This is a genomic window from Vibrio splendidus, from assembly GCF_002873455.1.
GTDB lineage: Bacteria > Pseudomonadota > Gammaproteobacteria > Enterobacterales > Vibrionaceae > Vibrio > Vibrio splendidus_J.
This window is the reverse complement of sequence record NZ_MCUN01000001.1, coordinates 218049-240613: the sequence shown is the minus strand read 5'-3', so window position 1 is coordinate 240613 and position 22565 is coordinate 218049. Positions and strand designations below refer to the sequence as shown.

19 protein-coding genes are annotated in these 22565 nt (G+C 44.5%); 6 read left to right on the top strand and 13 right to left on the bottom strand.

Annotated features, from left to right (window positions below):
* The 12 genes from tolR to aspS form a co-directional block, all read right to left on the bottom strand.
* Positions 1-444, bottom strand: coding sequence for a protein TolR (gene tolR, locus BCU75_RS01020; protein ID WP_102472693.1), 444 nt, complete (start codon positions 442-444; stop codon positions 1-3).
* A 3-nt stretch (positions 445-447) separates the two neighbouring features.
* Positions 448-1131, bottom strand: a complete 684-nt coding sequence (tolQ, locus tag BCU75_RS01015) for a protein TolQ (protein WP_004736480.1) — start codon at positions 1129-1131, stop codon at positions 448-450.
* Positions 1121-1558: a tol-pal system-associated acyl-CoA thioesterase gene (gene ybgC / locus BCU75_RS01010; RefSeq protein ID WP_076678987.1), complete on the bottom strand. Its 438-nt coding sequence runs from the start codon at positions 1556-1558 to the stop codon at positions 1121-1123. Before ybgC ends, tolQ begins: the two co-directional genes overlap by 11 nt.
* 172 nt (positions 1559-1730) lie before the next feature.
* Entirely contained in the window at positions 1731-2033 is a 303-nt protein-coding gene (gene ybgE, locus BCU75_RS01005) for a cyd operon protein YbgE (protein ID WP_017089569.1), read from the bottom strand.
* A complete protein-coding gene (cydX, locus tag BCU75_RS01000) occupies positions 2026-2133 on the bottom strand; it encodes a cytochrome bd-I oxidase subunit CydX (protein ID WP_000270284.1) in 108 nt (35 codons plus the stop codon). Before cydX ends, ybgE begins: the two co-directional genes overlap by 8 nt.
* A 31-nt stretch (positions 2134-2164) precedes the next feature.
* Positions 2165-3301: a cytochrome d ubiquinol oxidase subunit II gene (cydB, locus tag BCU75_RS00995; protein WP_076678988.1), complete on the bottom strand. Its 1137-nt coding sequence runs from the start codon at positions 3299-3301 to the stop codon at positions 2165-2167.
* A gap of 13 nt (positions 3302-3314) precedes the next feature.
* Positions 3315-4901 (bottom strand): cytochrome ubiquinol oxidase subunit I, encoded by a 1587-nt coding sequence (cydA, locus tag BCU75_RS00990; RefSeq protein ID WP_102472692.1) that lies wholly within the window; start codon positions 4899-4901, stop codon positions 3315-3317.
* 552 nt (positions 4902-5453) lie between these two features.
* Positions 5454-6470 carry a Holliday junction branch migration DNA helicase RuvB gene (gene ruvB, locus BCU75_RS00985; protein ID WP_017105751.1) on the bottom strand — a complete coding sequence of 339 codons (1017 nt, stop codon included), beginning with the start codon at positions 6468-6470 and terminating at the stop codon, positions 5454-5456.
* A gap of 103 nt (positions 6471-6573) precedes the next feature.
* Positions 6574-7185 (bottom strand): Holliday junction branch migration protein RuvA, encoded by a 612-nt coding sequence (gene ruvA, locus BCU75_RS00980; protein ID WP_017076435.1) that lies wholly within the window; start codon positions 7183-7185, stop codon positions 6574-6576.
* A 92-nt stretch (positions 7186-7277) separates the two neighbouring features.
* Positions 7278-8738 (bottom strand): methyl-accepting chemotaxis protein, encoded by a 1461-nt coding sequence (locus tag BCU75_RS00975; protein WP_102472691.1) that lies wholly within the window; start codon positions 8736-8738, stop codon positions 7278-7280.
* 195 nt (positions 8739-8933) lie between these two features.
* Positions 8934-9455 (bottom strand): crossover junction endodeoxyribonuclease RuvC, encoded by a 522-nt coding sequence (ruvC, locus tag BCU75_RS00970; RefSeq protein WP_004736470.1) that lies wholly within the window; start codon positions 9453-9455, stop codon positions 8934-8936.
* A gap of 193 nt (positions 9456-9648) precedes the next feature.
* The gene (aspS, locus tag BCU75_RS00965; RefSeq protein ID WP_102472690.1) at positions 9649-11421 is read right to left on the bottom strand and encodes an aspartate--tRNA ligase; all 1773 of its coding nucleotides are present in this window, start codon (positions 11419-11421) and stop codon (positions 9649-9651) included.
* A 312-nt stretch (positions 11422-11733) separates the two neighbouring features.
* Here aspS and BCU75_RS00960 point away from each other — a divergent pair, with 312 nt between their 5' ends.
* From BCU75_RS00960 to BCU75_RS00935, 6 genes are all read left to right on the top strand, one after another.
* Positions 11734-12639, top strand: coding sequence for a DUF72 domain-containing protein (locus BCU75_RS00960; protein WP_102472771.1), 906 nt, complete (start codon positions 11734-11736; stop codon positions 12637-12639).
* 139 nt (positions 12640-12778) lie between these two features.
* On the top strand, positions 12779-13507 hold the full coding sequence (gene cmoA / locus BCU75_RS00955; RefSeq protein ID WP_102472689.1) for a carboxy-S-adenosyl-L-methionine synthase CmoA: 729 nt from the start codon (positions 12779-12781) through the stop codon (positions 13505-13507).
* A 113-nt stretch (positions 13508-13620) separates the two neighbouring features.
* On the top strand, positions 13621-14592 hold the full coding sequence (gene cmoB, locus BCU75_RS00950) for a tRNA 5-methoxyuridine(34)/uridine 5-oxyacetic acid(34) synthase CmoB (RefSeq protein ID WP_102465792.1): 972 nt from the start codon (positions 13621-13623) through the stop codon (positions 14590-14592).
* A 266-nt stretch (positions 14593-14858) separates the two neighbouring features.
* Positions 14859-15599, top strand: coding sequence for an ATP-dependent zinc protease family protein (locus BCU75_RS00945; RefSeq protein WP_076678995.1), 741 nt, complete (start codon positions 14859-14861; stop codon positions 15597-15599).
* 17 nt (positions 15600-15616) lie between these two features.
* Entirely contained in the window at positions 15617-17122 is a 1506-nt protein-coding gene (locus tag BCU75_RS00940; RefSeq protein ID WP_076678996.1) for an inactive transglutaminase family protein, read from the top strand.
* Between the two features lie 3 nt (positions 17123-17125).
* Positions 17126-18106 carry an alpha-L-glutamate ligase-like protein gene (locus BCU75_RS00935; protein ID WP_076678997.1) on the top strand — a complete coding sequence of 327 codons (981 nt, stop codon included), beginning with the start codon at positions 17126-17128 and terminating at the stop codon, positions 18104-18106.
* A gap of 111 nt (positions 18107-18217) precedes the next feature.
* Here the strand turns inward: BCU75_RS00935 and fdhF are convergent, their stop codons facing one another.
* Complete coding sequence (fdhF, locus tag BCU75_RS00930) at positions 18218-22447, bottom strand: formate dehydrogenase subunit alpha (RefSeq protein WP_102472688.1); 4230 nt, start codon at positions 22445-22447, stop codon at positions 18218-18220.
* Positions 22448-22565 lie beyond the last annotated feature (118 nt).

The window sequence follows — 22565 nt, the reverse complement described above, 5'->3', positions numbered from 1 at the left end:
CTATTCCCTTATATCCGTTAATAGGCCAACCTTTGGCACACCTGCACGGCTTAATTCATCAAGTAATAAAACTACTTCAGCGTAAGGCGTTGCGGCATCACCACCAACCGCCACTGGAGAGTTTGGCTTAAGAGACAATTCGGCTTTCACTCGGACGATAATGTCTTCCATTGATAAACCACGCTGTACTTCTTCGTTATTCACACTCAAACCAAGCTCACCGTCTTTGTTCACTTCAACGATAATAAAGCTCGCATTGTCGTCACCCAATAGATCTTGTGCAGATTTAGCCGTTGAAGCCTGGGGCAATTCGACGTCTACGCCTTGAGTAACGAAGGGAGAAGTCACCATAAAAATGATCAGCAAAACGAGCATAACGTCGATGTAAGGTACAACGTTAATCTCTGCTGTCATTTTGCGTTTTTTAGGTTGGTATCCGGCCATCTATTATTCCCTGCCAGCCATCGCTTGACGGTGAAGAATACTGTGGAACTCTTCAGAGAAAGTCGCATAATTGTGTTCTAGCTTGCCGACTCGGCTACTAAAGCGGTTGTAAGCCATAACAGCAGGAATCGCTGCAAATAGGCCCATTGCTGTTGCGATCAACGCCTCTGCAATACCAGGAGCAACCATTGCTAATGTCGCTTGCTTCACTTCACCTAATGCGATGAATGAGTGCATGATGCCCCAAACTGTACCAAATAGGCCAATGTATGGACTGATAGAACCAACGGTTGCTAGGAAAGGTAAATTGGTTTCTAGCTCATCAACTTCGCGAGCAACCGCAACACGCATTGCACGACCAGTGCCTTCCATAATGAAGTCAGGTGATGTTGCATTCGATTTACGAAGGCGTGCAAACTCCGTAAAGCCTGCGTAAAAAATTTCTTCAGTACCAGAAAGCTCGTCTTTGCGCTTGTTGCTCTCTTGGTACAGTTTTGCAAGATCAACGCCTGACCAGAACTTGTCTTCAAATACGTCAGTTTGTTTAGAAGCCTGAGATAATACTTTACTTCTTTTTATGATCATCGCCCAAGAAACAACAGACATGCCCATAAGAATCAGCATGACCATCTTAACTAGTAAGCTAGCTTCTAAAATTAGGCCTAAGATTGAGATTTCAGCAGTCACTATTCGTTAGCTCCGTGAGAATAAATGTTGGCATCGCTTTGGGTTTCATTTTTTGATTATCGATACATGCTACCTTAACCATTGCTTTACACAATGCCTTGCCATCAGGATTTACGATCTCTTGACAGAAGACCAAGGTAGCTCGCTTCAACTCGTAAATATTTGTAATGACTTGTAAAGAATCATCAAGGCGTGCACCTTGAACAAAATCAATGTCCATATGTCGGACCACAAAGCCGATGTTTTGTTCTAACAAGACTTGCTGAGATACGCCAATTGAGCGCAACATCTCAGTTCGAGCGCGTTCGAAAAACTTAAGATAGTTTGAATGATATACAACACCACCAGCATCGGTGTCTTCGTAATACACTGTCACTGGCCATGTAAATGGCTTAGATAATCCCTGCAATTTGATACCACAATTCAAAACGATAAAGATCTCACTATAACCTAACTCCTTATCATTAATAGTATATCGCTGTGAATTTTTTGATTTAAGAGACGAAAAAAAAGGCCATCTGTATAAGATGACCTCTTTTTGACTAAAAACCCAACAAGTATATAGGTTCACGTCGTTATGAACCTAGATCCTTTACCTTTTATAAAAGGCGTAACACTGTTAGGTAGAGCAAAATTGTGAGTGAAACGTATGGGCTAAACAGTAGCTGCCACATCCAAGCTCTCGGCTTAAATCCGATACCATAAACCATGCTTGAGCATACTGCCCAAATGAACATTGGCCCGATGATCGCGTTAAAGCCACCGATGCTTGTCGCATACGCTTCAGGATCCCACATCACTAAACCAACATGCATGAAACCCAATACGAGGGATAAAACTCGTAACAGAGTCTTATCCATTGGTTGATGCAGTTTAGCGATTTGCTCCGCGAGATTACTCACTGTCTTTATCCATCATTTCTGAATGCTCTAACCATAGAGCATTGATGATGCCGAATGCACATGCTAGAAGTACACCCAAAATCCATGCAAAATACCACATAAAATTTCTCCTAAGTTATTTAACTTCTAGCTTAGTAAGCTGAAACGTCGTTATCTTCGATGTGTTTCTTATCTAGACGACCGAACATTTTGTAATATGTCCAAGTGGTGTAGCCAAGAATCACAGGAACCATTACCGCCGCAACTCCAGTCATAAGACCAAGCGTCAGCTCACTCGCTGTTGAATCCCACATAGTTAAACTATGGCTAGGGTTCAGGCTTGATGGCATTACGAATGGGAACATTGCAAAACCAGCCGTTAAAATAACACCAGCGTTAGATAGGCTTGAGAACAAGAATGCGAAACCACCACGCTCAAAGCGAGATGCAATTACAGCAAGCAGTGGCATTGCTACACCAAGAATCGGCGCAGCCCACATTGCTGGATACGTTTCGAAGTTTGTCATCCAAGCGCCAACTTGAAGTGATACTTCTTTGTTTAGTGGGTTTGAATCAGCAAACGTGTCCATCGTGCTTGTAATTACGTAGCCTTCGATAGATTGAACCCAGAAGCCACCAATAACGAACAGAGCAATAGCAATTAGGCCAGTAATCTGAGCAACGTTGCGAGCACGATTGTGCAGTTCTTCTGTTGTCTTCATTTGAAGCCATGTTGCACCTTGCATCACGAACAACATCAGAGCCAACACACCACAAAGCAATGCAAATGGGTTTAGTAGGGCAAAGAACGTACCATGGTACTTAGACATCATAAATTCGTTCAGATCAAAGGGTACACCTTGTAACAGGTTACCAAATGCCACACCGAAAATGATTGGAGGTACTGTGCCACTAAAGCAAAGCGCGTAGTCCCAAGTTTTACGCCATTTTGGGTCTTCGATCTTAGAACGGTAATCAAGAGCAAGTGGTCGTAACCAAAGCGCTGCTAACGTCGCGTACATTGCGAAGTAGAAACCAGAGAAAGACGTCGCGTAAACCAAAGGCCATGCAGCAAACAGTGCACCACCAGCCGTAATCAGCCAAACTTGGTTGCCATCCCAGTGAGGAGCAATCGTGTTGAGCATAATACGACGTTCAGTGTCGTTCTTACCGATAACAGGTGAAAGAGCAGCAACGCCCATATCGAAGCCATCAGTTACGGCGAACCCAACCAGTAGAACACCGATCAATACCCACCAAATAAGTCGTAAGCTTTCGTAATCAAACATAATATTCCCTCACTTATACTTCGACTGAACGGCTAACTTTGTCTTCAACAGAGTTATCGTTTTGTTCGAAGTGGTAACGGCCTGTCTTTAAGCTACTTGGACCTTTACGTGCGAATTTCAGCATTAGGTAAACTTCAGCAATTAAGAACACTGTGTACAGTGCCAGAATAGCGAATAGTGAAGTCCAAAGCTGTTCAATAGTTAGTGCTGATGCAGCAACGTTAACCGGTAGGATTTCACCAACCGCCCATGGTTGACGACCAAATTCAGCAACGAACCAACCCGCTTCGATCGCAATCCAAGGTAATGGGATTGAGAATAGCGCTGCTTTAAGTATCCATGGTTTCTGTTCGATCTTCTGACGACACGTTTGAACAAACGCCGCACCGAATACAAACAGCATGATGAAGCCACAAGCAACCATCAGACGGAATGACCAGAATAGAGGCCAAACTGTTGGAATAGAATCATCCGCAGCCATTTGGATTTGGTCTTCTGTTGCATCAGCAACTTCGTCTGTGTAGCGCTTAAGAAGCAGACCGTAGCCTAGGTCACCTTTTACTTCATCGAACGCTGCCATGTTTTCTTCAGACTTGTCGCCTGAACGTAGCTTTTCAAGCAGCTCGTATGCGTACATACCAGTACGGATACGATCAACGTGATCATCACGTAAGTCACGCAGGCCCGTTACTTCAGTATCAAGCGAACGCGTTGCGATGATACCCATTACGTAAGGGATTTTAATTGCGTAGTCAGTATTCATTGTTTCTTGGTTTGGAATACCAAAAACAGTAAATGCTGCTGGAGCTTCTTCAGTGTGCCACTCTGCTTCTACCGCAGCGAGCTTCACTTTTTGAACTTCACCAAGCTCGTAACCAGATTCATCACCTAGTACGATTACTGACAAGATCGCCGCCATACCGAAAGATGCTGCAATCGCAAAAGAGCGACGAGCAAAGGCAAGGTCACGACCTTTAAGAATGTAGTATGAGCTGATACCAAGGATGAACATTGCACCCGTTGTGTAACCAGACGCCACTGTGTGTACGAATTTAACTTGTGCTACTGGGTTTAGTACAACTTCAGCAAAGCTCACCATTTCCATACGCATGGTTTCAAAGTTAAATTCCGCACCCACTGGGTTTTGCATCCAGCCGTTCGCTACCAAGATCCAAAGCGCTGAGAAGTTAGAGCCAAGTGCTACTAACCACGTTACCGCTAAGTGCTGACGCTTTGACAATCTGTCCCAACCGAAGAAGAAAAGACCAACAAAAGTAGACTCTAGGAAGAATGCAACAAGCGCTTCGATAGCCAGCGGAGCACCAAAGATGTCGCCAACATAGTGAGAATAGTAAGACCAGTTAGTACCAAACTGGAACTCCATGGTTAAGCCTGTCGCTACACCAAGAGCAAAGTTAATACCAAACAATTTACCCCAGAACTTGGTCATGTCCTTGTAAATTTGTTTGCCAGTCATTACATATACTGACTCCATAATGGCAAGAAGAAATGCCATACCTAAAGTCAGTGGAACAAATAGGAAGTGATACATCGCTGTAAATGCAAATTGCAATCGCGACAGATCAACAACATCAATCATGGTAACTCCTTTGTGTCGGCTGAATGACACTTGTGTGATAATTCACCGCAAAAATCCATGTTAAAACAATTTGTGCAATTGTTATTACAAATTGAAATTTGTAGCAAAAACGTACCGTTATAGTTAGATTATTGTTAAGCATGAGCTAATATAGCTGGCGCTAATATTACTGGTAAAATCAGTATGTTTCAAAAGGTTTATAGGAGAACCTTGCGTTGATTTGTATCAATTTTATTCGAGCAAATTAGAGTTATTTTTGTACAGTTATGATTGAAATCACACCAATTTAGCCCCTGTTAATAACAGTGCATGATATCTGTGACAAAAGCTCAGCACCACCTCAACATATGAATTACAACTACCTATAAAGTGTTAACAAAAAATATGACAATTTATTTCATTTTTTGCTAGCCAAATCAAACCCGCAATCAAAGTTTTCATTTTTGACAGCAGCTATTCGGCCTTTTTATCGAATAGCTCAAAGAGTTGTTATTCAATAAAACGCAAAAAATCCCAGCGCTTATGCAACTGGGATCTTTAGAAATGAATAAGTTAACGATTAGACGGTTTATCTATTCCAAAGTGTAAATACGCTCTGTCGGTCGCGATTCTACCTCTTGGCGTTCTTTGTAGGTAACCTTGCTGAATCAAGTAAGGTTCCAACACATCTTCAATGGTGTCTTTCTCTTCACCAATCGCAGCTGCCATGTTGTCGATACCAACCGGCCCGCCACCAAATTTTTCCATAATCGCGAGCAGAAGCTTTCTATCCATGTAGTCAAAACCTTTCGCATCGACATCTAGCATATTTAGTGCTTTGTCAGCGACATCTGGGCAAATATGTCCATCGGCTTTCACTTCCGCATAGTCACGAACACGGCGTAGTAAACGGTTAGCAATACGCGGTGTACCACGAGCACGACGAGCAATTTCTAATGCCCCATCCGACTCCAGTGATAGTCCAAGGCAATCAGCACTGCGCTGAACGATATTTTGCAAATCTTCAACTTTGTAGTATTCAAGACGCTGGGTAATGCCAAAACGGTCACGTAACGGAGACGTCAATGAGCCAGCGCGAGTGGTTGCACCAATCAAAGTGAAAGGAGGAAGATCAATCTTGATAGAACGTGCTGCGGGACCTTCACCAATCATGATATCTAATTGGTAATCTTCCATTGCTGGATACAACACCTCTTCAACCACAGGGCTTAGACGGTGGATCTCATCAATGAACAGGACATCATTTTCTTCAAGGTTAGTCAGTAGCGCCGCAAGGTCACCTGCTTTCTCGAGAACAGGACCTGAAGTGGTGCGGATACTCACATCCATTTCATTGGCAACAATGTTCGCAAGCGTGGTCTTACCTAAACCCGGAGGGCCAAAAATCAACAGATGATCCAGAGCTTCATTTCGCATTTGAGCTGCTTGAATGAAAATCTCCATCTGGTTACGAACGTGGTCCTGGCCTTGATAGTCGGCAAGTGCTTTAGGGCGTATTGCACGATCAATGACATCTTCATCTTTAAAGACCGGATTATCAGGTGCAATCAGGCGATCGGCTTCAATCATAAATTCTGTTATTCCTAACTCTGCTCTTCCTGGTTCTGCGCTTCTTGACTCTGTGTAAAGGCAAAGTGAATGAGTCTATTTTGTAGAAAAAGTATATGAGGTATTAAACCATCGACTTCAGTGCTTCGCGAATCAATTGTTCACTTGTCATGCCATCTTTAGCCACTTGAGCAACAACTTTAGAGGCTTGAGTTGGTTTGTAACCCAGAGCAAGTAGTGCGCTTACGGCTTCTTCTTCAGCATCGTGAACCGTTGGCATCGAGTCCATTGGCGCTGCATCCGTTGCAGGCGTAAACAGATCACCTGCGCCCCACCCTTTCAAGCGGTCTTTCATTTCAACAACCAGACGCTCTGCCGTTTTCTTACCCACACCCGGCAGTTTAACCAATGTTGAGATATCTTCGCGTTCAACGCTCTGAACGAATTGGCTAGCGGTCATGCCTGAAAGAATCCCAAGACCAAGTTTAGGACCAACGCCGTTTGCTTTGATGACTTCACGGAACAGAGCTCGCTCTTTTACCGTATTGAAACCATAAAGTAACTGCGCATCTTCACGTACGACAAAGTGAGTGTAGATAATTGCCTCTTCGCCAACGTTTGGTAATTCATAAAAACAGCTCATTGGCATTTGTACTTCATAACCAACACCACTGACTTCAATCAATAATTCTGGTGGCTGTTTTTCTATTAATGTACCGCGGAGACGTCCGATCACAATTCACTCTCTTGATGGAATTTAATTTGAGGGACAGAATATAAAAGAACTGGATGCTTATCCAGTTCTTTGTGTTTTTTGAAGTGAATTATTTAGGCTTGCTTGGCTTGCGAGACCACGCTGTTCAAGCTCGCGACCAGTTCTTTAACCGAAGTTACATGACCTGTTAGTTCAGAACCATAATTCGCGACTAAGCTTGACACCGATTTAGTTTCCGCAACGCTTTGGGCGACTTCTGAACTGGCCAGATCCAGCTCTTTCAACGAATTCATCTGCATTGCCATAATATTGGTGAGCTGATTAACATCTGTTGAGATGGTTTGCACCTCTGAGATAATACCGTTCATCTCGCTCGCCGTGGTTTCGATGATTGCTCTACCGTTTTCCACTTCTTCTTTACTGCGGTCTAACAAAGTTCGAATTTCTATCGCGGAATGACTGCTTTTTGCAGATAGCTCTCTTACCTGATCAGCTACCACAGCAAAGCCTCGTCCTTGTTCACCTGCACGTGCTGCTTCGATTGCCGCGTTGAGTGCTAATAGATTGGTTTGCTCAGCAACCGAAGTGATCAAATCAGCGACTTTCATGATCTCTTGATTACTTTGAATGATCTGACTGATTGCATCTGTTGAAGCTTCTAGTGACTCAGAGCTCTTTTGCGCTTTAGTGCCAACCGCTTCGCTACGCTCTTTCAGTTCACCTACAAATGAATTGGATTCTTCGATGCCTTGAGTCATTTGATGGAGTTGTTGGCTCATCTGCTCTGCTGCACTTGCCTGAGATTCGCAATTGATATTCAACACCTCAACTTGAGCATGCAGGTCTTGCGACTGCTGGTCTAAATGAACAGATACGCCCTGTAAGCTTTCAGAGTTTGAGTTAGCTTGGTCAAGCACCACCGAAAGTCGTTCTTCGCTTTGCATCGCTTGGTTGGCAACTTGTTGGCTTTCTGAAATCGCATCCTCTGCCATTTCAATCGCGACCTCTTTTTGCTTGGCTGTAAACGCTTGAGCAATGCAGATCACCACCAGCGGCATGATCACACCGGACCACGTTTCAACCACCACGGCTTCAGGAGTAAGCAATAACTGCGGAAATTCAAAGCCTTCAAGATGAGCCGACGTCATCATCAATGAAACGCCAATCACTAACCCACTCCAAACTAAGGCGACAATTCGTGTTCCTGATAAGAAAAAAGCGACCACTAACAAAGGAACCCAATAAGCCTGAGTAGACTCAACCACACCACCACTTTGATAAATAATGTTGAGTGCGTGTACCGCCATGCCAACAAAGCCAAAGTTCAATGCCAGGCTGGGGTTGCGTGTCATGCGCAATAAAAGTGCAGATACCAGTTCAAATACGATAAGAAGTATAGATGTGGCGACTAGCAGTTGCTCTTCGTGCTTAGTCCACTTGATCAGACTATATACACCTACAAAGAATGCGATAAAAGTGAATAGGAGTAAGATATCCGCTTGTCTGACTTCGTTACTATTCCATCCATTAGTTTTGGGTAGAAACAACGCGCGCCACAGCTTGATAGGGTTCATCAGTGATCATCCTTGATTAACTTGTTAGACCTCCGACCAATGTTAATAACATGTTAAATAATGCGCAATATTATTATCTGGGTTCTGTTCGAAAGATCTCATTTCATCAAGGATTTAGGCGCGTATTGTTATGATATGAGCCAAACAGAGCGTAAGGCTCATCGAATGAAAACGTCTAGAAATCGGTGGGTGAGATTAACGGTAGCGCCCTTTTCTCGCACCTGTTGCTTTACCTGCCAGTGCGACCAAGGTTTTATTGGTATTGGCGTGAGTGATTGCTACGCCTAGAGCATCCGCTGCGTCGGCTTGTGGCTTAGCGGGTAGCTTGAGCATACTCATCACCATATTCTGAACCATCGACTTATCAGCACCGCCATTACCTGTTACCGCTTGCTTGATTAGTCTTGCCGCGTATTCATGTACGGGCAAGTCAGCGTTCACAGCTGCCACTATCGCACTACCACGAGCTTGACCAAGCTTAAGTGCTGAATCGGCATTCTTCGCCATGAACACTTGTTCGATCGCAAACACGTCTGGCTGAAACTGAGTAATGATCTCACTCACACCCGCATAGATCTGCTTTAAGCGACCTGGCAACTCTTTTTCTGAGGTGCGAATACAACCGCTACCTAAATAATATAGGTGGCGGCCATTTTGACGAATCACACCATAGCCGGTAATACGAGAACCAGGGTCAATCCCTAAGATAATAGACATAACTTTAATACTGATTATTTATACATGCTTTATGAGCTTAGTATATCGAACGCAAAAAAAAATGCCCGTCAAATTAACGGGCATTTCGTTGTTCTATGAAAGCTAAAGTTTTATCTGAAGCTTAATCTCTATCAAAGACTCAAGCTCTATCAAAACTATTAGCTTAATTAGAAAGTTGAGCTTAATCGCTTGATTAGTCTTCTTTCTTCGCTAAATTAACAGCGATTGCTAGCTCTTCCAGTGATGCTGGGTTTGCTAGGCTTGGCGCATCTGTTAGTAGACATGCTGCAGCTGTTGTTTTCGGGAATGCGATAACGTCACGGATGTTCTCTGTACCACAAAGAAGCATTGCTAGACGGTCAAGACCAAATGCTAGACCTGCGTGTGGTGGCGTACCGTACTTAAGTGCTTCAAGTAGGAAACCGAACTTCTCTTGTTGCTCTTTAGCTTCAATACCTAGGATACCGAATACAGCCGTTTGCATTTCTGCGCTGTGAATACGTACCGAACCGCCGCCTACTTCGTAGCCGTTGATTACCATGTCGTATGCATCAGAATTAGCTGCTGCTGGGTTTGCTTTTAGCTCTTCCGCGTTCACACCAAGTGGTGATGTAAATGGGTGGTGCATAGCGTGTAGGTTGCCTTCACCATCTTCTTCGAACATTGGGAAATCAATAACCCAAAGAGGAGCCCACGCTTTCTTATCTGTTAGCTCTAGGTCATCACCTAGCTTGATACGAAGAGCGCCCATTGCTTCAGCAACGATGTTCGCTTTATCCGCACCAAATAGGATGATATCACCAGATTCAGCTTGAGTGCGGTCTAGAATACCGTTGATCACATCTTCGCTTAGGAATTTAGCCACTGGAGATTGAATACCTTCCATGCCTGCAGCACGGTCGTTAACCTTCATCCAAGCTAGACCTTTCGCGCCGTAGATACCTACGTGTTCAGCGTAACCGTCGATTTGCTTACGAGTTAGCTTAGCACCGCCTGGTACACGGATAACCGCTACGCGACCTTTTTCGTCGTTCGCAGGGCCAGAGAATACTTTGAACTCAACGTCTTTAACCAAGTCAGCAACGTCAACTAGCTCTAGTGGGTTACGTAGATCTGGCTTATCAGAACCGAAACGACGAATCGCTTCAGAGAAAGGCATTACTGGGAATTGACCTAGTTCAACATCTAGAAGTTCTTTCCACATATCGTGAACAAGCTTCTCAGTCACGTTACGCACTTCTTGAGAAGTCATGAAAGATGTTTCGATATCGATTTGAGTAAATTCAGGCTGACGGTCAGCACGTAAATCTTCATCACGGAAACATTTAACGATTTGGTAGTAACGGTCAAAACCAGACATCATCAGCAGTTGCTTGAACAGCTGAGGAGATTGAGGAAGTGCGTAGAAGCTGCCTTTATGAACACGGCTTGGTACTAGGTAGTCACGCGCGCCTTCCGGTGTCGCTTTCGTTAGCACTGGTGTTTCGATGTCTAGGAATAGATTCTCGTCTAGGAAACGACGAACGAAGCTAGAAGCACGTGCACGCAGCTTAATACGATCGCTCATTTCTGGACGACGAAGATCGATGTAGCGGTACTTAAGACGCTGTTCTTCAGAGTTCGTTTGGTTGAAATCTAGTGGAAGCGCTTCTGAACGGTTGATGATCTCAAGACCAGTCGCGTAAAGCTCAACTTCACCCGTTGCCATATCTTTATTTACTTGGCTGTCAGGACGAACACGTACTTCACCAGTAAATTTGATACAGAATTCATTACGCAGTTGGTTAGCGATCGGGAAGATATCTTTCATATCTGGATCGACAACAACCTGAACGACGCCTTCACGATCTCGCATATCGATAAAGATAAGACCGCCTAAATCACGGCGACGGTTTACCCAGCCGCACAATTCTACAGTTTGTCCCGCCAGGGACTTGTTCAGGTTACCACAGTAATGGGTACGCATAATGAATTTCCCAATCTCTTAATTGTTTACTAGTTTCCAAGCTGTCAGTGGTCATTCCACACAACAGAGCAAAGGAACATTTATACGCGGAAACTCGCTTAAAATCGACCTTCCACATTCGAATTTATTGTGTTTTATCTGGCTTTGCTGCTTTTTAGCCCATCAAGTGCGCAAAGATTCATCAAAACCGAAAAAATTGCGATAATTATATCTCGAAAGTACCTTAATCAGCAAAACTCTCGTAAAGTAGATTTGCGCTTCAACTATAAAACTTTTTTTGTAATGACTAACGACGCGATGACAAATAGAGTGATGACTAACGGTGAAATAACGATGGCAACTTTACCTCTAAGACTTGGATTAACCATGTGGTCGCATTCTGAGTGGCAAAGTCAGTTCTATGGTAAAGGAACAAAACCTGCTGAACGCTTAGAGAAGTACACACAAGTTTTTCATACGGTTGAAGGCAACACGACCTTTTACGCCACACCGAGTATGTCGACCGTTCACAACTGGAAAACAGCCAGTCACGATGATTTTAGGTTCACCTTCAAGCTGCCAAAGTTCATCACCCATCAGCAACAACTTAGGCACTGCCAAGCCGAGCTCAAAGAGTTTTTAATGACGATGTCACCACTGCACGACCGCATTGGCCAATGGACGATTCAACTGCCACACAGCTTTGAGCCCAGCATGCTCCCTGCCCTGCAAAAGTTTTGTACCTGGTTTCCAAAAAACATGCAGCTCGGCGTTGAAGTTCGTCACCTTGGTTTCTTTGATAAAGGCGATACCGAAAAACGTTTCAATCATTGGTTAATAGAAGAAGGCATCAATCGTATCATTATGGATAGCCGTCCTGTTTTCTCCGCACCACCAACCACAGAAGCGGTGATCGACGCACATCAAAAAAAACCACGTGTTCCCGTTCATGCGATTGCGACCGCCGATAACCCTATGATTCGATTTATTGGTCACCCAGATCAAGAACCTAATATTGAGTTTTTTAAACCTTGGTTTGCCAAAATTCCAAGCTGGCTTAATGAAGGCAAACAACCCTATTTAATGATCCACACCCCAGACAATAATCACGCACCTGAACTCGCTATTGCTATTTATAAGCAGCTGCAAAAGCAAGTGTCTGAAAATACATCACTTATATTGCCTGATCTCGCTCAATTTCCAGCACAAAAAGGCAATCACCAAATCTCGATGTTTTAACCCCTCACCTATCAGTGACTTCGAACCTTGAGCTAAATCTCAGTTTTCGTGACAGCCGCGCTTTTTTTACGTAAAATACGTACCCTTTTATTTGGTATGAGTTTTGTACCAATTACGCTGACTGTCGAGAGAAAATGCCATGAGCAATACAGACAATATCTTTTCCGCTCCTATTGATAAAATTGGAGACTTCACCTTTGATGCAAGAGTTGCTGAAGTATTTCCGGATATGATTCAACGCTCGGTACCTGGCTATAGCAACATTATCTCCGCAATCGGCATGCTGGCTGAGCGCTTTGTAAAGCCACATTCAAATATTTACGACCTTGGCTGCTCTCTTGGCGCGGCGACACTTTCGATGCGTCGCCATATTAAGCAAGAAGGCTGTACCATTTTCGCTATTGATAATTCACAAGCAATGGTTGAACGCTGCAAGCTGCACGTTAATGCTTACCGCAGTGACACGCCAGTAGAAGTCATTGAAGCCGACATCCGTGAAGTAGAAATTAAAGACGCCTCAGTTGTGGTTCTTAACTTTACGCTGCAGTTTCTGTCTCCAGACGACCGATACGCTTTGCTTGAGAGAATTTACGCAGGTTTGCGCCCGGGTGGGATCTTAATCCTGTCAGAAAAATACGTATTCGAAGATGAGAGTTCAAATGAACTGCTTATCGACCTGCACCATGATTTCAAACGTGCCAATGGATACAGCGAGCTTGAAGTCAGCCAAAAACGTAGTGCGATCGAAAACGTGATGCGTCCAGACTCGATCCCTGTCCACAAGGAACGCTTTGAAAAGATTGGTTTCTCAAGCAGCGAAGTCTGGTTCCAATGCTTTAACTTTGGGTCGATGTTCGCTATTAAATAGCGCTGAACCACAATTGGCCAAAGTCTGAAGCTTTCATACTTTAGCCATTAATTTCCTGTGTTATGGCTATAAAGCTGTACACATTATGAATTCCACAACGGTTAATATTACCCATGTTTAATTTTGCTAATTTTTATCAACTTATTGCCCAAGATACTCGCCTTCAGCCGTGGTTAAATGTTCTGCCACAACAACTGACAGATTGGCAAAATGCAGAGCACGGCGACTTCGACCGTTGGTTACGTGCGCTAAACAAAATCCCACAAGCTTTACCAGACCAAGTTGACCTGAAAAACTCAGTAACCATTGGCAGCTCGACACCATTTCACACAGGTGAACTTAAAAAGTTAGAAAGCTTACTAAAGACCTTCCACCCATGGAGAAAAGGGCCTTATACCGTTCACGATATTCATATCGATACTGAGTGGCGCAGTGACTGGAAATGGGACCGTGTCCTTCCACATATTTCTCCATTGAAAAACCGCTCTGTGCTTGATGTGGGTTGTGGTAATGGTTACCACATGTGGCGCATGCTAGGTGAAGGCGCTCGCCTAACGGTGGGTATCGACCCTTCTCACCTATTCTTAGTTCAGTTTGAAGCGATTCGTAAGCTAATGGGCGATGACCAACGAGCTCACCTATTACCTTTAGGTATTGAGCAACTGCCAAAACTAGAGGCCTACGACACTGTATTTAGCATGGGTGTGCTGTACCACCGTCGTTCACCACTGGATCACTTGATTCAGCTGAAAGACCAATTGGCATCTGGCGGTGAGTTGGTTCTTGAAACCTTGGTAATTGAAGGTGACGAGAATGCGGTATTGGTCCCTGTTGACCGTTACGCGCAAATGAGAAATGTGTACTTCTTCCCTTCTGCTCGCGCACTGAAACGCTGGCTTGAACAAGTTGGCTTTGAAGACGTGCGTATCGTTGACGAAAATGTCACGACTATTGGCGAACAACGCACAACAGAATGGATGACACACAACTCTCTTCCAGATTACCTCGATCCGAACGATCCAAGTAAAACGGTTGAAGGTCACCCTGCGCCAAGACGTGCCGTTCTTGTAGCAACGAAACCGTAATTTCTATAGAACCAAGTCATAAATTCTGTGGTCACGAAGTCTTAGTTATTTATATGTGTAAGTTTTGATTAGCAAGAGCATGAATTGTATAAAAGTTACGCTCATGTTTAACAAATAAACGAACTAATATCACAATAATTTTCGTAGCGCTCACATAGCGATTCAATATGACCAGACTCTTACAATAGGATGCTTCACGCGTCCTTTTTTGTGGGATAAACTACTAAATAGTCTGAACTATTCTCTAATTCTCAAAGGTTTTTTATATGTTTAAGCGATTATCGCCTATCGTGGCGGTTGGTTTGCTCTCTGGTTGTACCCTCACGAACGGTGCTACCTACCACCAAGAAACTCTCGACGCTATTGCCCGCTCAGAGACAAACATCGCAAATAAGGTTCAAAATCTTGAACTACAACTAAGTAATCAAAGTGATTATATTGAAAGCTTAGAAGACGAAATCACCACTCTTTCTAGTCAATTAGATGTTCACCTAACCAGTATGGAACACAAGGTTATTGAAGAGCTAGAGGAAAAAGAACCCGTCGTCGTAGCAGCGACTCCTATCACGACTACGTTACAACCGACCATCCTTGGCGGAATCGAAAAAGTGTCTATCGACTCGATCAAACAAAGCTTTGATGCACGCGTTGATACTGGCGCAACCACTTCTTCTTTAAATGCTGTCGATATCAAAGAATTCGAACGTAACGGTAAAGACTGGGTGAGATTCCATTTGGCTGATAAAGCACAAGCTGTAGAAGACCAAAAATGGATTGAAGCGCCCGTTGTGCGGTATGTAAAAATCCGTCAGTCAACGAATGACCAGACAGAACGTCGAGCTGTGATCGAATTATGGGTAAAAGTTGGAAAAATCCATGAAAAAGCGCAATTTACATTGGCGGATCGCTCTCAAATGAGTCACCCTGTATTACTAGGGCGCGAATTTATCAAAGACATAGCGCTAGTAGATGTAAGTAAAAAGTACGTACAAACGGAAGTTAAATAACAATAGTAGGGTAAGCTATGACGTCAAGAATTCCATTTTATATCTCTATTTTCCTGCTCATCGTGGCAGGTATAACACTGAGTATGTTCAGACATACCACCTACGGTGTACCTTGGACTCCAGGGGAAACCAGGCAGGTTTGGGACGTTGAAGCTCGAATCGAGTTCAATGCGGTTGGTAAAGAAGCAAAAGTTTCATTAGCGGCTCCTCACACTCAGTCTAATTACACCCTTATTGGTGAGTCAGCTTCGTCACCAGGTTACGGCATCTCTTACTTGAATACAGATTCAGGTCGCCGTGCAGAATGGTCTATTCGCCACGCAGATGGCCCGCAAACCATCTACTACAAGACTCAATTCCTAGTCGATAACCAAGCAAAAATTGATGCGATCCCACCAGAAGGTGAAATTACGCAACCAAGTTTTGATGGCCCAGAAGAAGCGGCAGCGTTGGCATTGATTGACCGAGCAACCAAACGCTCAGCAGACAACATCACCTTCACTCGCGAACTTATCAAAACGCTTAATGATCCAGACAGCCAAAACTCTGCGTTGATTCTGAATAACATGAGCAAAGTTGAAGCGACACACAAGCTACTTTCAGCAGCAAATATCCACAATAAAGTGGTTGGCGTTATCGAGCTAGAAGATGGACGTCGTCGTCAATCTATCCAGCAAATGAACCAAATCTGGGATAACGACCAGTGGGTTTTATTCTCTCCTGAATCAAGCGAACAGCAAGTTCAGCCAAACCTGCTAATTTGGGATGAGTCAAATGTATCTCTATTAGACGTGGTTGGCGGTCAGAACAGTAAAGTTCACTTCTCTATGATTGCTCAAGAGGTTACTCCCACTGAAGCAACCAACAGTAAAGTCTCTGCCGATCAGCTGTTAAACCTATCCATTCATAGTCTGCCGCTAGAAGAGCAAGCGATGTTTAAAACCATCATGCTGATTCCTATCGGTGCTCTGATTGTAGTGTTCCTGCGTGTCATCATCGGATTGAAAACGTCTGGTACGTTCATGCCAGTGCTGATTGCGGTAGCTTTTGTACAAACACAATTGGTAACGGGTATTGTCGGTTTCCTACTTATCGTAGGTACCGGGCTTATTATTCGAAGTTACCTGTCCAAGCTCAACTTGCTACTGGTCGCCAGGATATCCGCCGTAATCATCACGGTAATCATGATTATTTCTGTGTTTACTGTAGTGGCGTTTAAAGTCGGTCTAACTGAAGGTCTATCTATTACGTTCTTCCCAATGATTATCCTATCTTGGACTATCGAACGTATGTCTATCCTATGGGAAGAAGAAGGTGCGAAAGAAGTCGTGCTACAAGGTGGTGGTTCGCTATTTACCGCGGTACTTGTTTACTTAGGCATGACTAACCCGTTCATCCAACACTTAACGTTTAACTTTATTGGTTTACAGCTTGTTATTCTAGCGACCATCTTGCTACTAGGTAACTACACAGGCTACCGTCTAACCGAGCTTCGTCGCTTTAAACCGCTAGCGGAGGACTAAGTTATGTTTGATCAATTTACTTCGCCGTTTAAGTTGAAAGACAAAGGCATAATGGGAATGAACAAGCGTAACCATAGCTATATTGGTCGCTACAATGATCGTTCCAAGTATCCACTCGTTGATGACAAGCTTAAGACTAAGATTATTGCTGAACAAGCTGGTGCAACTGTACCAACACTGATTGGCGTTATTAGTCACCAAGCTGAAGTAAAAACAATCCACAAGATGGTTAAAGAGTGGCCGGGGTTTGTAATCAAACCCGCTCAAGGCAGTGGTGGTAAAGGTATCCTTGTTGTTATTTCTCACAAGGATGGTGTTTATACCAAGCCATCAGGGTCGACTATCAATGAAGAAGACGTAGAGCGTCACATCAGTAACGCTCTCGCGGGTCTTTTCTCACTGGGTGGTAAGAACGACGTAGCTGTGGTTGAAAACCTCATCAAGTTTGACGAGTGTTTTGATGGCTTCAGTTATGAAGGTGTGCCAGATGTACGAATTATCGTATTCAAAGGCTACCCAGTGATGGCTATGATGCGTCTTTCTACTTCAGCTTCTGACGGCAAGGCAAACTTGCACCAAGGCGCTGTGGGTGTGGGCATCTGTATCGCTACTGGTAAAGCCGTTCGTGCAGTTCAATTTGACCACCCTGTGACTCACCACCCAGACACGGACAAAGAGTTGGCACAACTTCAAGTACCGCATTGGGAAAAGCTGCTAACGCTAGCATCAAGCGCGTGGGAAATGACCGGCCTTGGTTACATGGGTACTGACATGGTTTTAGACCAAGAAGAAGGCCCAATGGTACTAGAGCTAAACGCTCGTCCAGGACTAGCAATACAGATTGCAAACGGTGCGGGTTTATTACCTCGCTTGCATCATATTGAAAACCTAGGCACGCCAGCTGAATATCCAAAACCTGCAGAGCGCGTTGCTTACGCCGCTAAGCAATTTGGTGTTCACGGTAACGAACTCGCTTCAAACTAGGTGACTACCTAGGTCATTTGACATCGAGTCTAGCTCAATCAATAAAGCCGCATAACTTTGAGAGTTACGCGGCTTTTTAATGCCTGTCGTTAATTAGCTTAACGCTCGGAACTAAGCTTCTATTGCTTCTGTTTCAGACTCAAGAATCGGGTCAATGCGCACTGCAGCCACTTTAAATTCTGGGATCTTAGCGTGCGGATCGGTTGCAGTCGTGGTTAAGCGATTCACTGGAGATTCGACAAAATGGAATGGAATAAAGACCACGCCCTTTTGCATTCGTTTGGTCACAAATGCCGCGATTTCAATTTCTCCACGACGGGTTGATACTTTGAGCATCTGGCCATTTGAGATACCTAACGCTTCGGCATCATGAACACTCACCATCGCACGCGGTCCTGCTAAGTTATCAAGACCTTTGGTTTTACGTGTCATGGTTCCGGTGTGGAACTGCTCTAGGATGCGACCTGTCGTTAACACTAGCGGGTATTCAGCATCAGGAAGCTCTGCTGCGTATCTAAACGGAATCGCTTCCATTTGACCACGCCCGCGAGTGAACTGAGTCTGGTGCATGATACGCGTACCGTCAGGGTTATTCTTGTTACTTGGCCATTGAACACCATTAACCGTAATGTTCTCCCAACGTAAACCGCCGTATTGTGGAGTCACTCTTGCTATCTCATTGGTGATGTCGGCAACAGTGTTATAATCCCAACCGCCGCCCATTGCGTTGGCTAGCATTTGAATAATCACCCAGTCTTCCTTCGCTTCACCAGGAGGATTAACCGCCGGGTTAATGCGCTGAACACGGCGCTCGGTATTAGTAAAGTGGCCAGACTTTTCGGCAAACGAACAAGAAGGCAGAACCACATCGGCATACTGAGCGGTTTCGGTTAAGAAGATGTCTTGAACGACGAGGAAATCCAACGCTTCAAGGCCTTCAATCACGTGCGCTTGATTCGGGTCACTCAACACTGGGTTCTCCCCCATGACATACAGACCACGAACATCTCGATGGCACGCTCCATCAATAATTTCGGTGAGCGTTAACCCCGCTTCCGCTGGTAAGTCAGAAACACCCCACTCCATCGCGAATTTTTGACGAACTATCGGGTTATACACTTTCTGATAACCTGGAAGGTTGTTCGGCAATGCACCCATATCACACGCACCCTGAACATTGGATTGACCACGTAACGGGTTTATACCACCGCCTTCAATACCAATGTTGCCACACAAGAGTTGTAGATTAGCGATTGAACGTACGTTGTCGTGACCTGTAGTGTGTTGCGTAATACCCATCGAATAATACACTGCGGTGCGTTCTGCAGTACCAATCAAGCGAGCCATCGCGAAGATATCTTCCGCTTTCACGCCAGTCACTAATTCAACTTTATCAAGTGAGTAGCTTGGTGACATGACTTCTTGCAATAAGGTATCAAAGCCGTCAACACGATCATCAATATAGTTTTGATCGTACCAACCGTGTTTGATGATCTGCTGCATCACGCCGTTAATCAGCATCACATCGGTGCCCGGTCGGTGCGCTAAGTAAAGCTCAGCATGGTCAGCAATATCGATTCGTTTTGGATCAGCAACGATCAATCGCGCTCCACTATGCCTCACCGCTTGTTTGATGTGCGAGCCAATAATTGGGTGTGCTGAAGTAGTGTCTGAACCAATAATAAAGATCACATCTGAGTGCTTGATACTTGGAATATCATTGGTCATTGCACCACTGCCTAGCGAAGCCTCTAAACCTGTAACAGTAGAAGCATGACAAAGACGAGCACAGTGATCGACGTTATTGGTGCCTAATTCACGGCGTATGAATTTTTGAAAAGCATAGTTATCTTCATTGGTGGTTTTCGCCGACGAGAAGCCCGCCAAAGCATTGCTACCAAAGCCCTGTTTAATCGCGGTAAATTTATCAGCAATGAGCTTAATCGCTTCTTCCCAGCTTGCAGGTTGCAACCAGCCATCTTTACGAATTAATGGTGTAGTTAAACGCGCTTCACTGCCCACAAAATCGAAGCCGAATCGCCCCTTAACACACAACATGCCTTCATTAACCGGAGAGTCACCGCCTTCGATATAACGGATTTTGTTTTTCTGTTCATCGATATGCATCGTTAGCTTACAGCCCACACCACAATAGGTGCAGATGGTATCGACTTTCTTGAGTAGGTCTGTGTCTCCCTGCTTTCTATCACGAGCATCCACCATTGCACCAGTTGGACATGCCTGAATACAAGATCCACATTGAACGCAGTTTGAATCGCCCATTAAGGTCTTGTCTGCCCCAAAATTAGGACGACATTCAGGTCTTGATGCAGGCTTGCCATCAGATTGATTCATGAAGCTTAAAACGCCATGAACATTCTGTTCGCGACACGCTTGGATGCACTGCCCGCAACTGATACAGCGGTTGGCATCAAAGATAATAAACTCTGAACTGTCATCAACTGAAAATTTTTGTCTTGTTAAACCGACCTTCGCTTCTTCTACGCATATCGCCTGCCAGCTATCATTCGAAGCCACATCGATTTTGTATTCTGGATGTGTTTGCGTTGCCTTATATTCGGTCGAGTAGTCTCGTAGATCGCAATCGGTGTTGGCTTGGCAGCCACATTCTAGACATCTTGCAGCTTCCGCAATTGCATCGGCATTATCAAAACCTGTTTCGACTTCATCGAAGCTTTGTTCACGCTGCTCGGGCGTTAACTCTGGCATGATCTTACGCGCCATACGCTGTATGGATTTGTATTGCTCAGGATCCACCGCTTTAAGCTGCTTGTGCTTTCTTGAGTTAAACGGTTTGGCCGGAATATTTTCCATATCACCGTGGAAGAAGCGATCTATCGCCTGTGCAGCAATACGCCCATCTCCAACAGCTTCCACTGCGGTTGCAGGGCCGCGTCGAAAATCACCGATACTGAAGATATTGCCGGTACCGGTATGCATGGTTTGCGGATCGGCATCAGCGGTATTCCAACGAGTAAGAGGAATATCAATCGCTTCATTGTCCATAAAGCTCAGATCAGGCTTTTGCGACACGGCAGCAATAACCGTATCAAACGCTTCAACAAAGAACTCGCCAGTTGGTTTAGGGCTGCGACGACCTGAAGCATCAGCCGGCCCCAAAGCCATACGTTCTAGTCGTATTTCTGAAACATGGCCGTTTCCATCGGCTATGTTTTCTGCTGGGTTAGTCAAGAAGTGGAACTTAACGCCTTCATGTTCAGCTTCTTCAATTTCGTAATCTTCTGCAGGCATTTCATCTCGAGTACGGCGGTAAATCAGCGTAGTATCAGCGCCATCACGCACCGCAGTTCGAGCGCAATCAATGGCGGTATTACCACCACCGATCACTGCAACCTTCTTGCCAGTGACATAATGCTGATCGGTCACGTAATCTTTTAGATAATCCACACCTAGATAGCAGCCGCCAAGCTCGCTACCTGGATAGTTCATTTCAACCGCTTGCGATGCACCAACCGCCAAACAAACCGCATCGAAGTCGTTGCTTAAATCCGACAATGTAAAATCAACGCCCAACTTTTTGTCACATTCAACGGCCATCCCGTTACGACACATCAGCTCAATTTCTTTATCTAGAATCGACTTTGGTAAGCGATATTCAGGGATACCGTAACGCAGCCAACCACCCGCTTTAGGCATCGACTCATAAACACTGACGTCATAGCCCTCATTCGACAAATAATAGCCTGCCGTAAGACCACCGGGGCCACTACCGACGATTGCTACGCGCTTGCCTTTATTTGGCTTCTTAGGAGGCATGTAGCTCTCTTGAGCGGCTAGATCCGCGTCCGCTGCATGTCGTTTGAGTTGGCGAATCGCGATGGATTCATCGACCAAGTTACGACGACATTCGGTTTCACAGAAAGCAGGACATACACGACCAATTGAAAGCGGCATCGGTAGCGTCTTTTTGATCACCTCTATCGCTTTGATGTGATCATTTTGAGCAATATGATGTAGGTAAGATTGGATATCGACCCCAGCTGGACACGCTGTTTGGCATGGCGCTTCACAGTCGGCGTAATGGTCTGTCATAATACGGTTCAGCGCTTCTTGTCGATGATTCGTTAGCTGTTTTGACTGAGTCGTAATACTTAATCCGTTAGACACTTCAAGTTCACAAGAACGAGTAACGCCATCGACTTCGACTTCGACAACACATAAATCACACGGTACTTTATCCGCTGTTTTATTCAAACCACATAAAGATGGGATCTCCAAACCACATGTTTTTGCCGCCTCAAGAACGGTTTGTCCTTGTTCGACAATTCGATATTTCCCATCAATAACGATTTGAATCATACCTAAGTCCTACCTTTACCTTTCGCACACGCGAGTTATCAATAATTAAAAATTCAAGTAATACAATATTATTAATATTATTAAATCTATGTCATTACCATACATTATTTGTGGTTTT

Excerpts from the sequence above, each read along its gene's own strand:
- cydB (WP_076678988.1), bottom strand. The coding sequence starts at position 3,301 with ATGTTTGATTACGAAAGCTTACGACTTATTTGGTGGGTATTGATCGGT.
- BCU75_RS00960 (WP_102472771.1), top strand. The coding sequence starts at position 11,734 with ATGACTAACGGTGAAATAACGATGGCAACTTTACCTCTAAGACTTGGA.
- cmoB (WP_102465792.1), top strand. The coding sequence starts at position 13,621 with ATGTTTAATTTTGCTAATTTTTATCAACTTATTGCCCAAGATACTCGC.
- BCU75_RS00945 (WP_076678995.1), top strand. The coding sequence starts at position 14,859 with ATGTTTAAGCGATTATCGCCTATCGTGGCGGTTGGTTTGCTCTCTGGT.
- fdhF (WP_102472688.1), bottom strand. The coding sequence starts at position 22,447 with ATGATTCAAATCGTTATTGATGGGAAATATCGAATTGTCGAACAAGGA.
- BCU75_RS00975 (WP_102472691.1), bottom strand. The coding sequence starts at position 8,738 with ATGAACCCTATCAAGCTGTGGCGCGCGTTGTTTCTACCCAAAACTAAT.
- cydA (WP_102472692.1), bottom strand. The coding sequence starts at position 4,901 with ATGATTGATGTTGTTGATCTGTCGCGATTGCAATTTGCATTTACAGCG.
- cydX (WP_000270284.1), bottom strand. The coding sequence starts at position 2,133 with ATGTGGTATTTTGCATGGATTTTGGGTGTACTTCTAGCATGTGCATTC.
- ruvB (WP_017105751.1), bottom strand. The coding sequence starts at position 6,470 with ATGATTGAAGCCGATCGCCTGATTGCACCTGATAATCCGGTCTTTAAA.
- BCU75_RS00935 (WP_076678997.1), top strand. The coding sequence starts at position 17,126 with ATGTTTGATCAATTTACTTCGCCGTTTAAGTTGAAAGACAAAGGCATA.
- cmoA (WP_102472689.1), top strand. The coding sequence starts at position 12,779 with ATGAGCAATACAGACAATATCTTTTCCGCTCCTATTGATAAAATTGGA.
- BCU75_RS00940 (WP_076678996.1), top strand. The coding sequence starts at position 15,617 with ATGACGTCAAGAATTCCATTTTATATCTCTATTTTCCTGCTCATCGTG.
- tolR (WP_102472693.1), bottom strand. The coding sequence starts at position 444 with ATGGCCGGATACCAACCTAAAAAACGCAAAATGACAGCAGAGATTAAC.
- ruvC (WP_004736470.1), bottom strand. The coding sequence starts at position 9,455 with ATGTCTATTATCTTAGGGATTGACCCTGGTTCTCGTATTACCGGCTAT.
- aspS (WP_102472690.1), bottom strand. The coding sequence starts at position 11,421 with ATGCGTACCCATTACTGTGGTAACCTGAACAAGTCCCTGGCGGGACAA.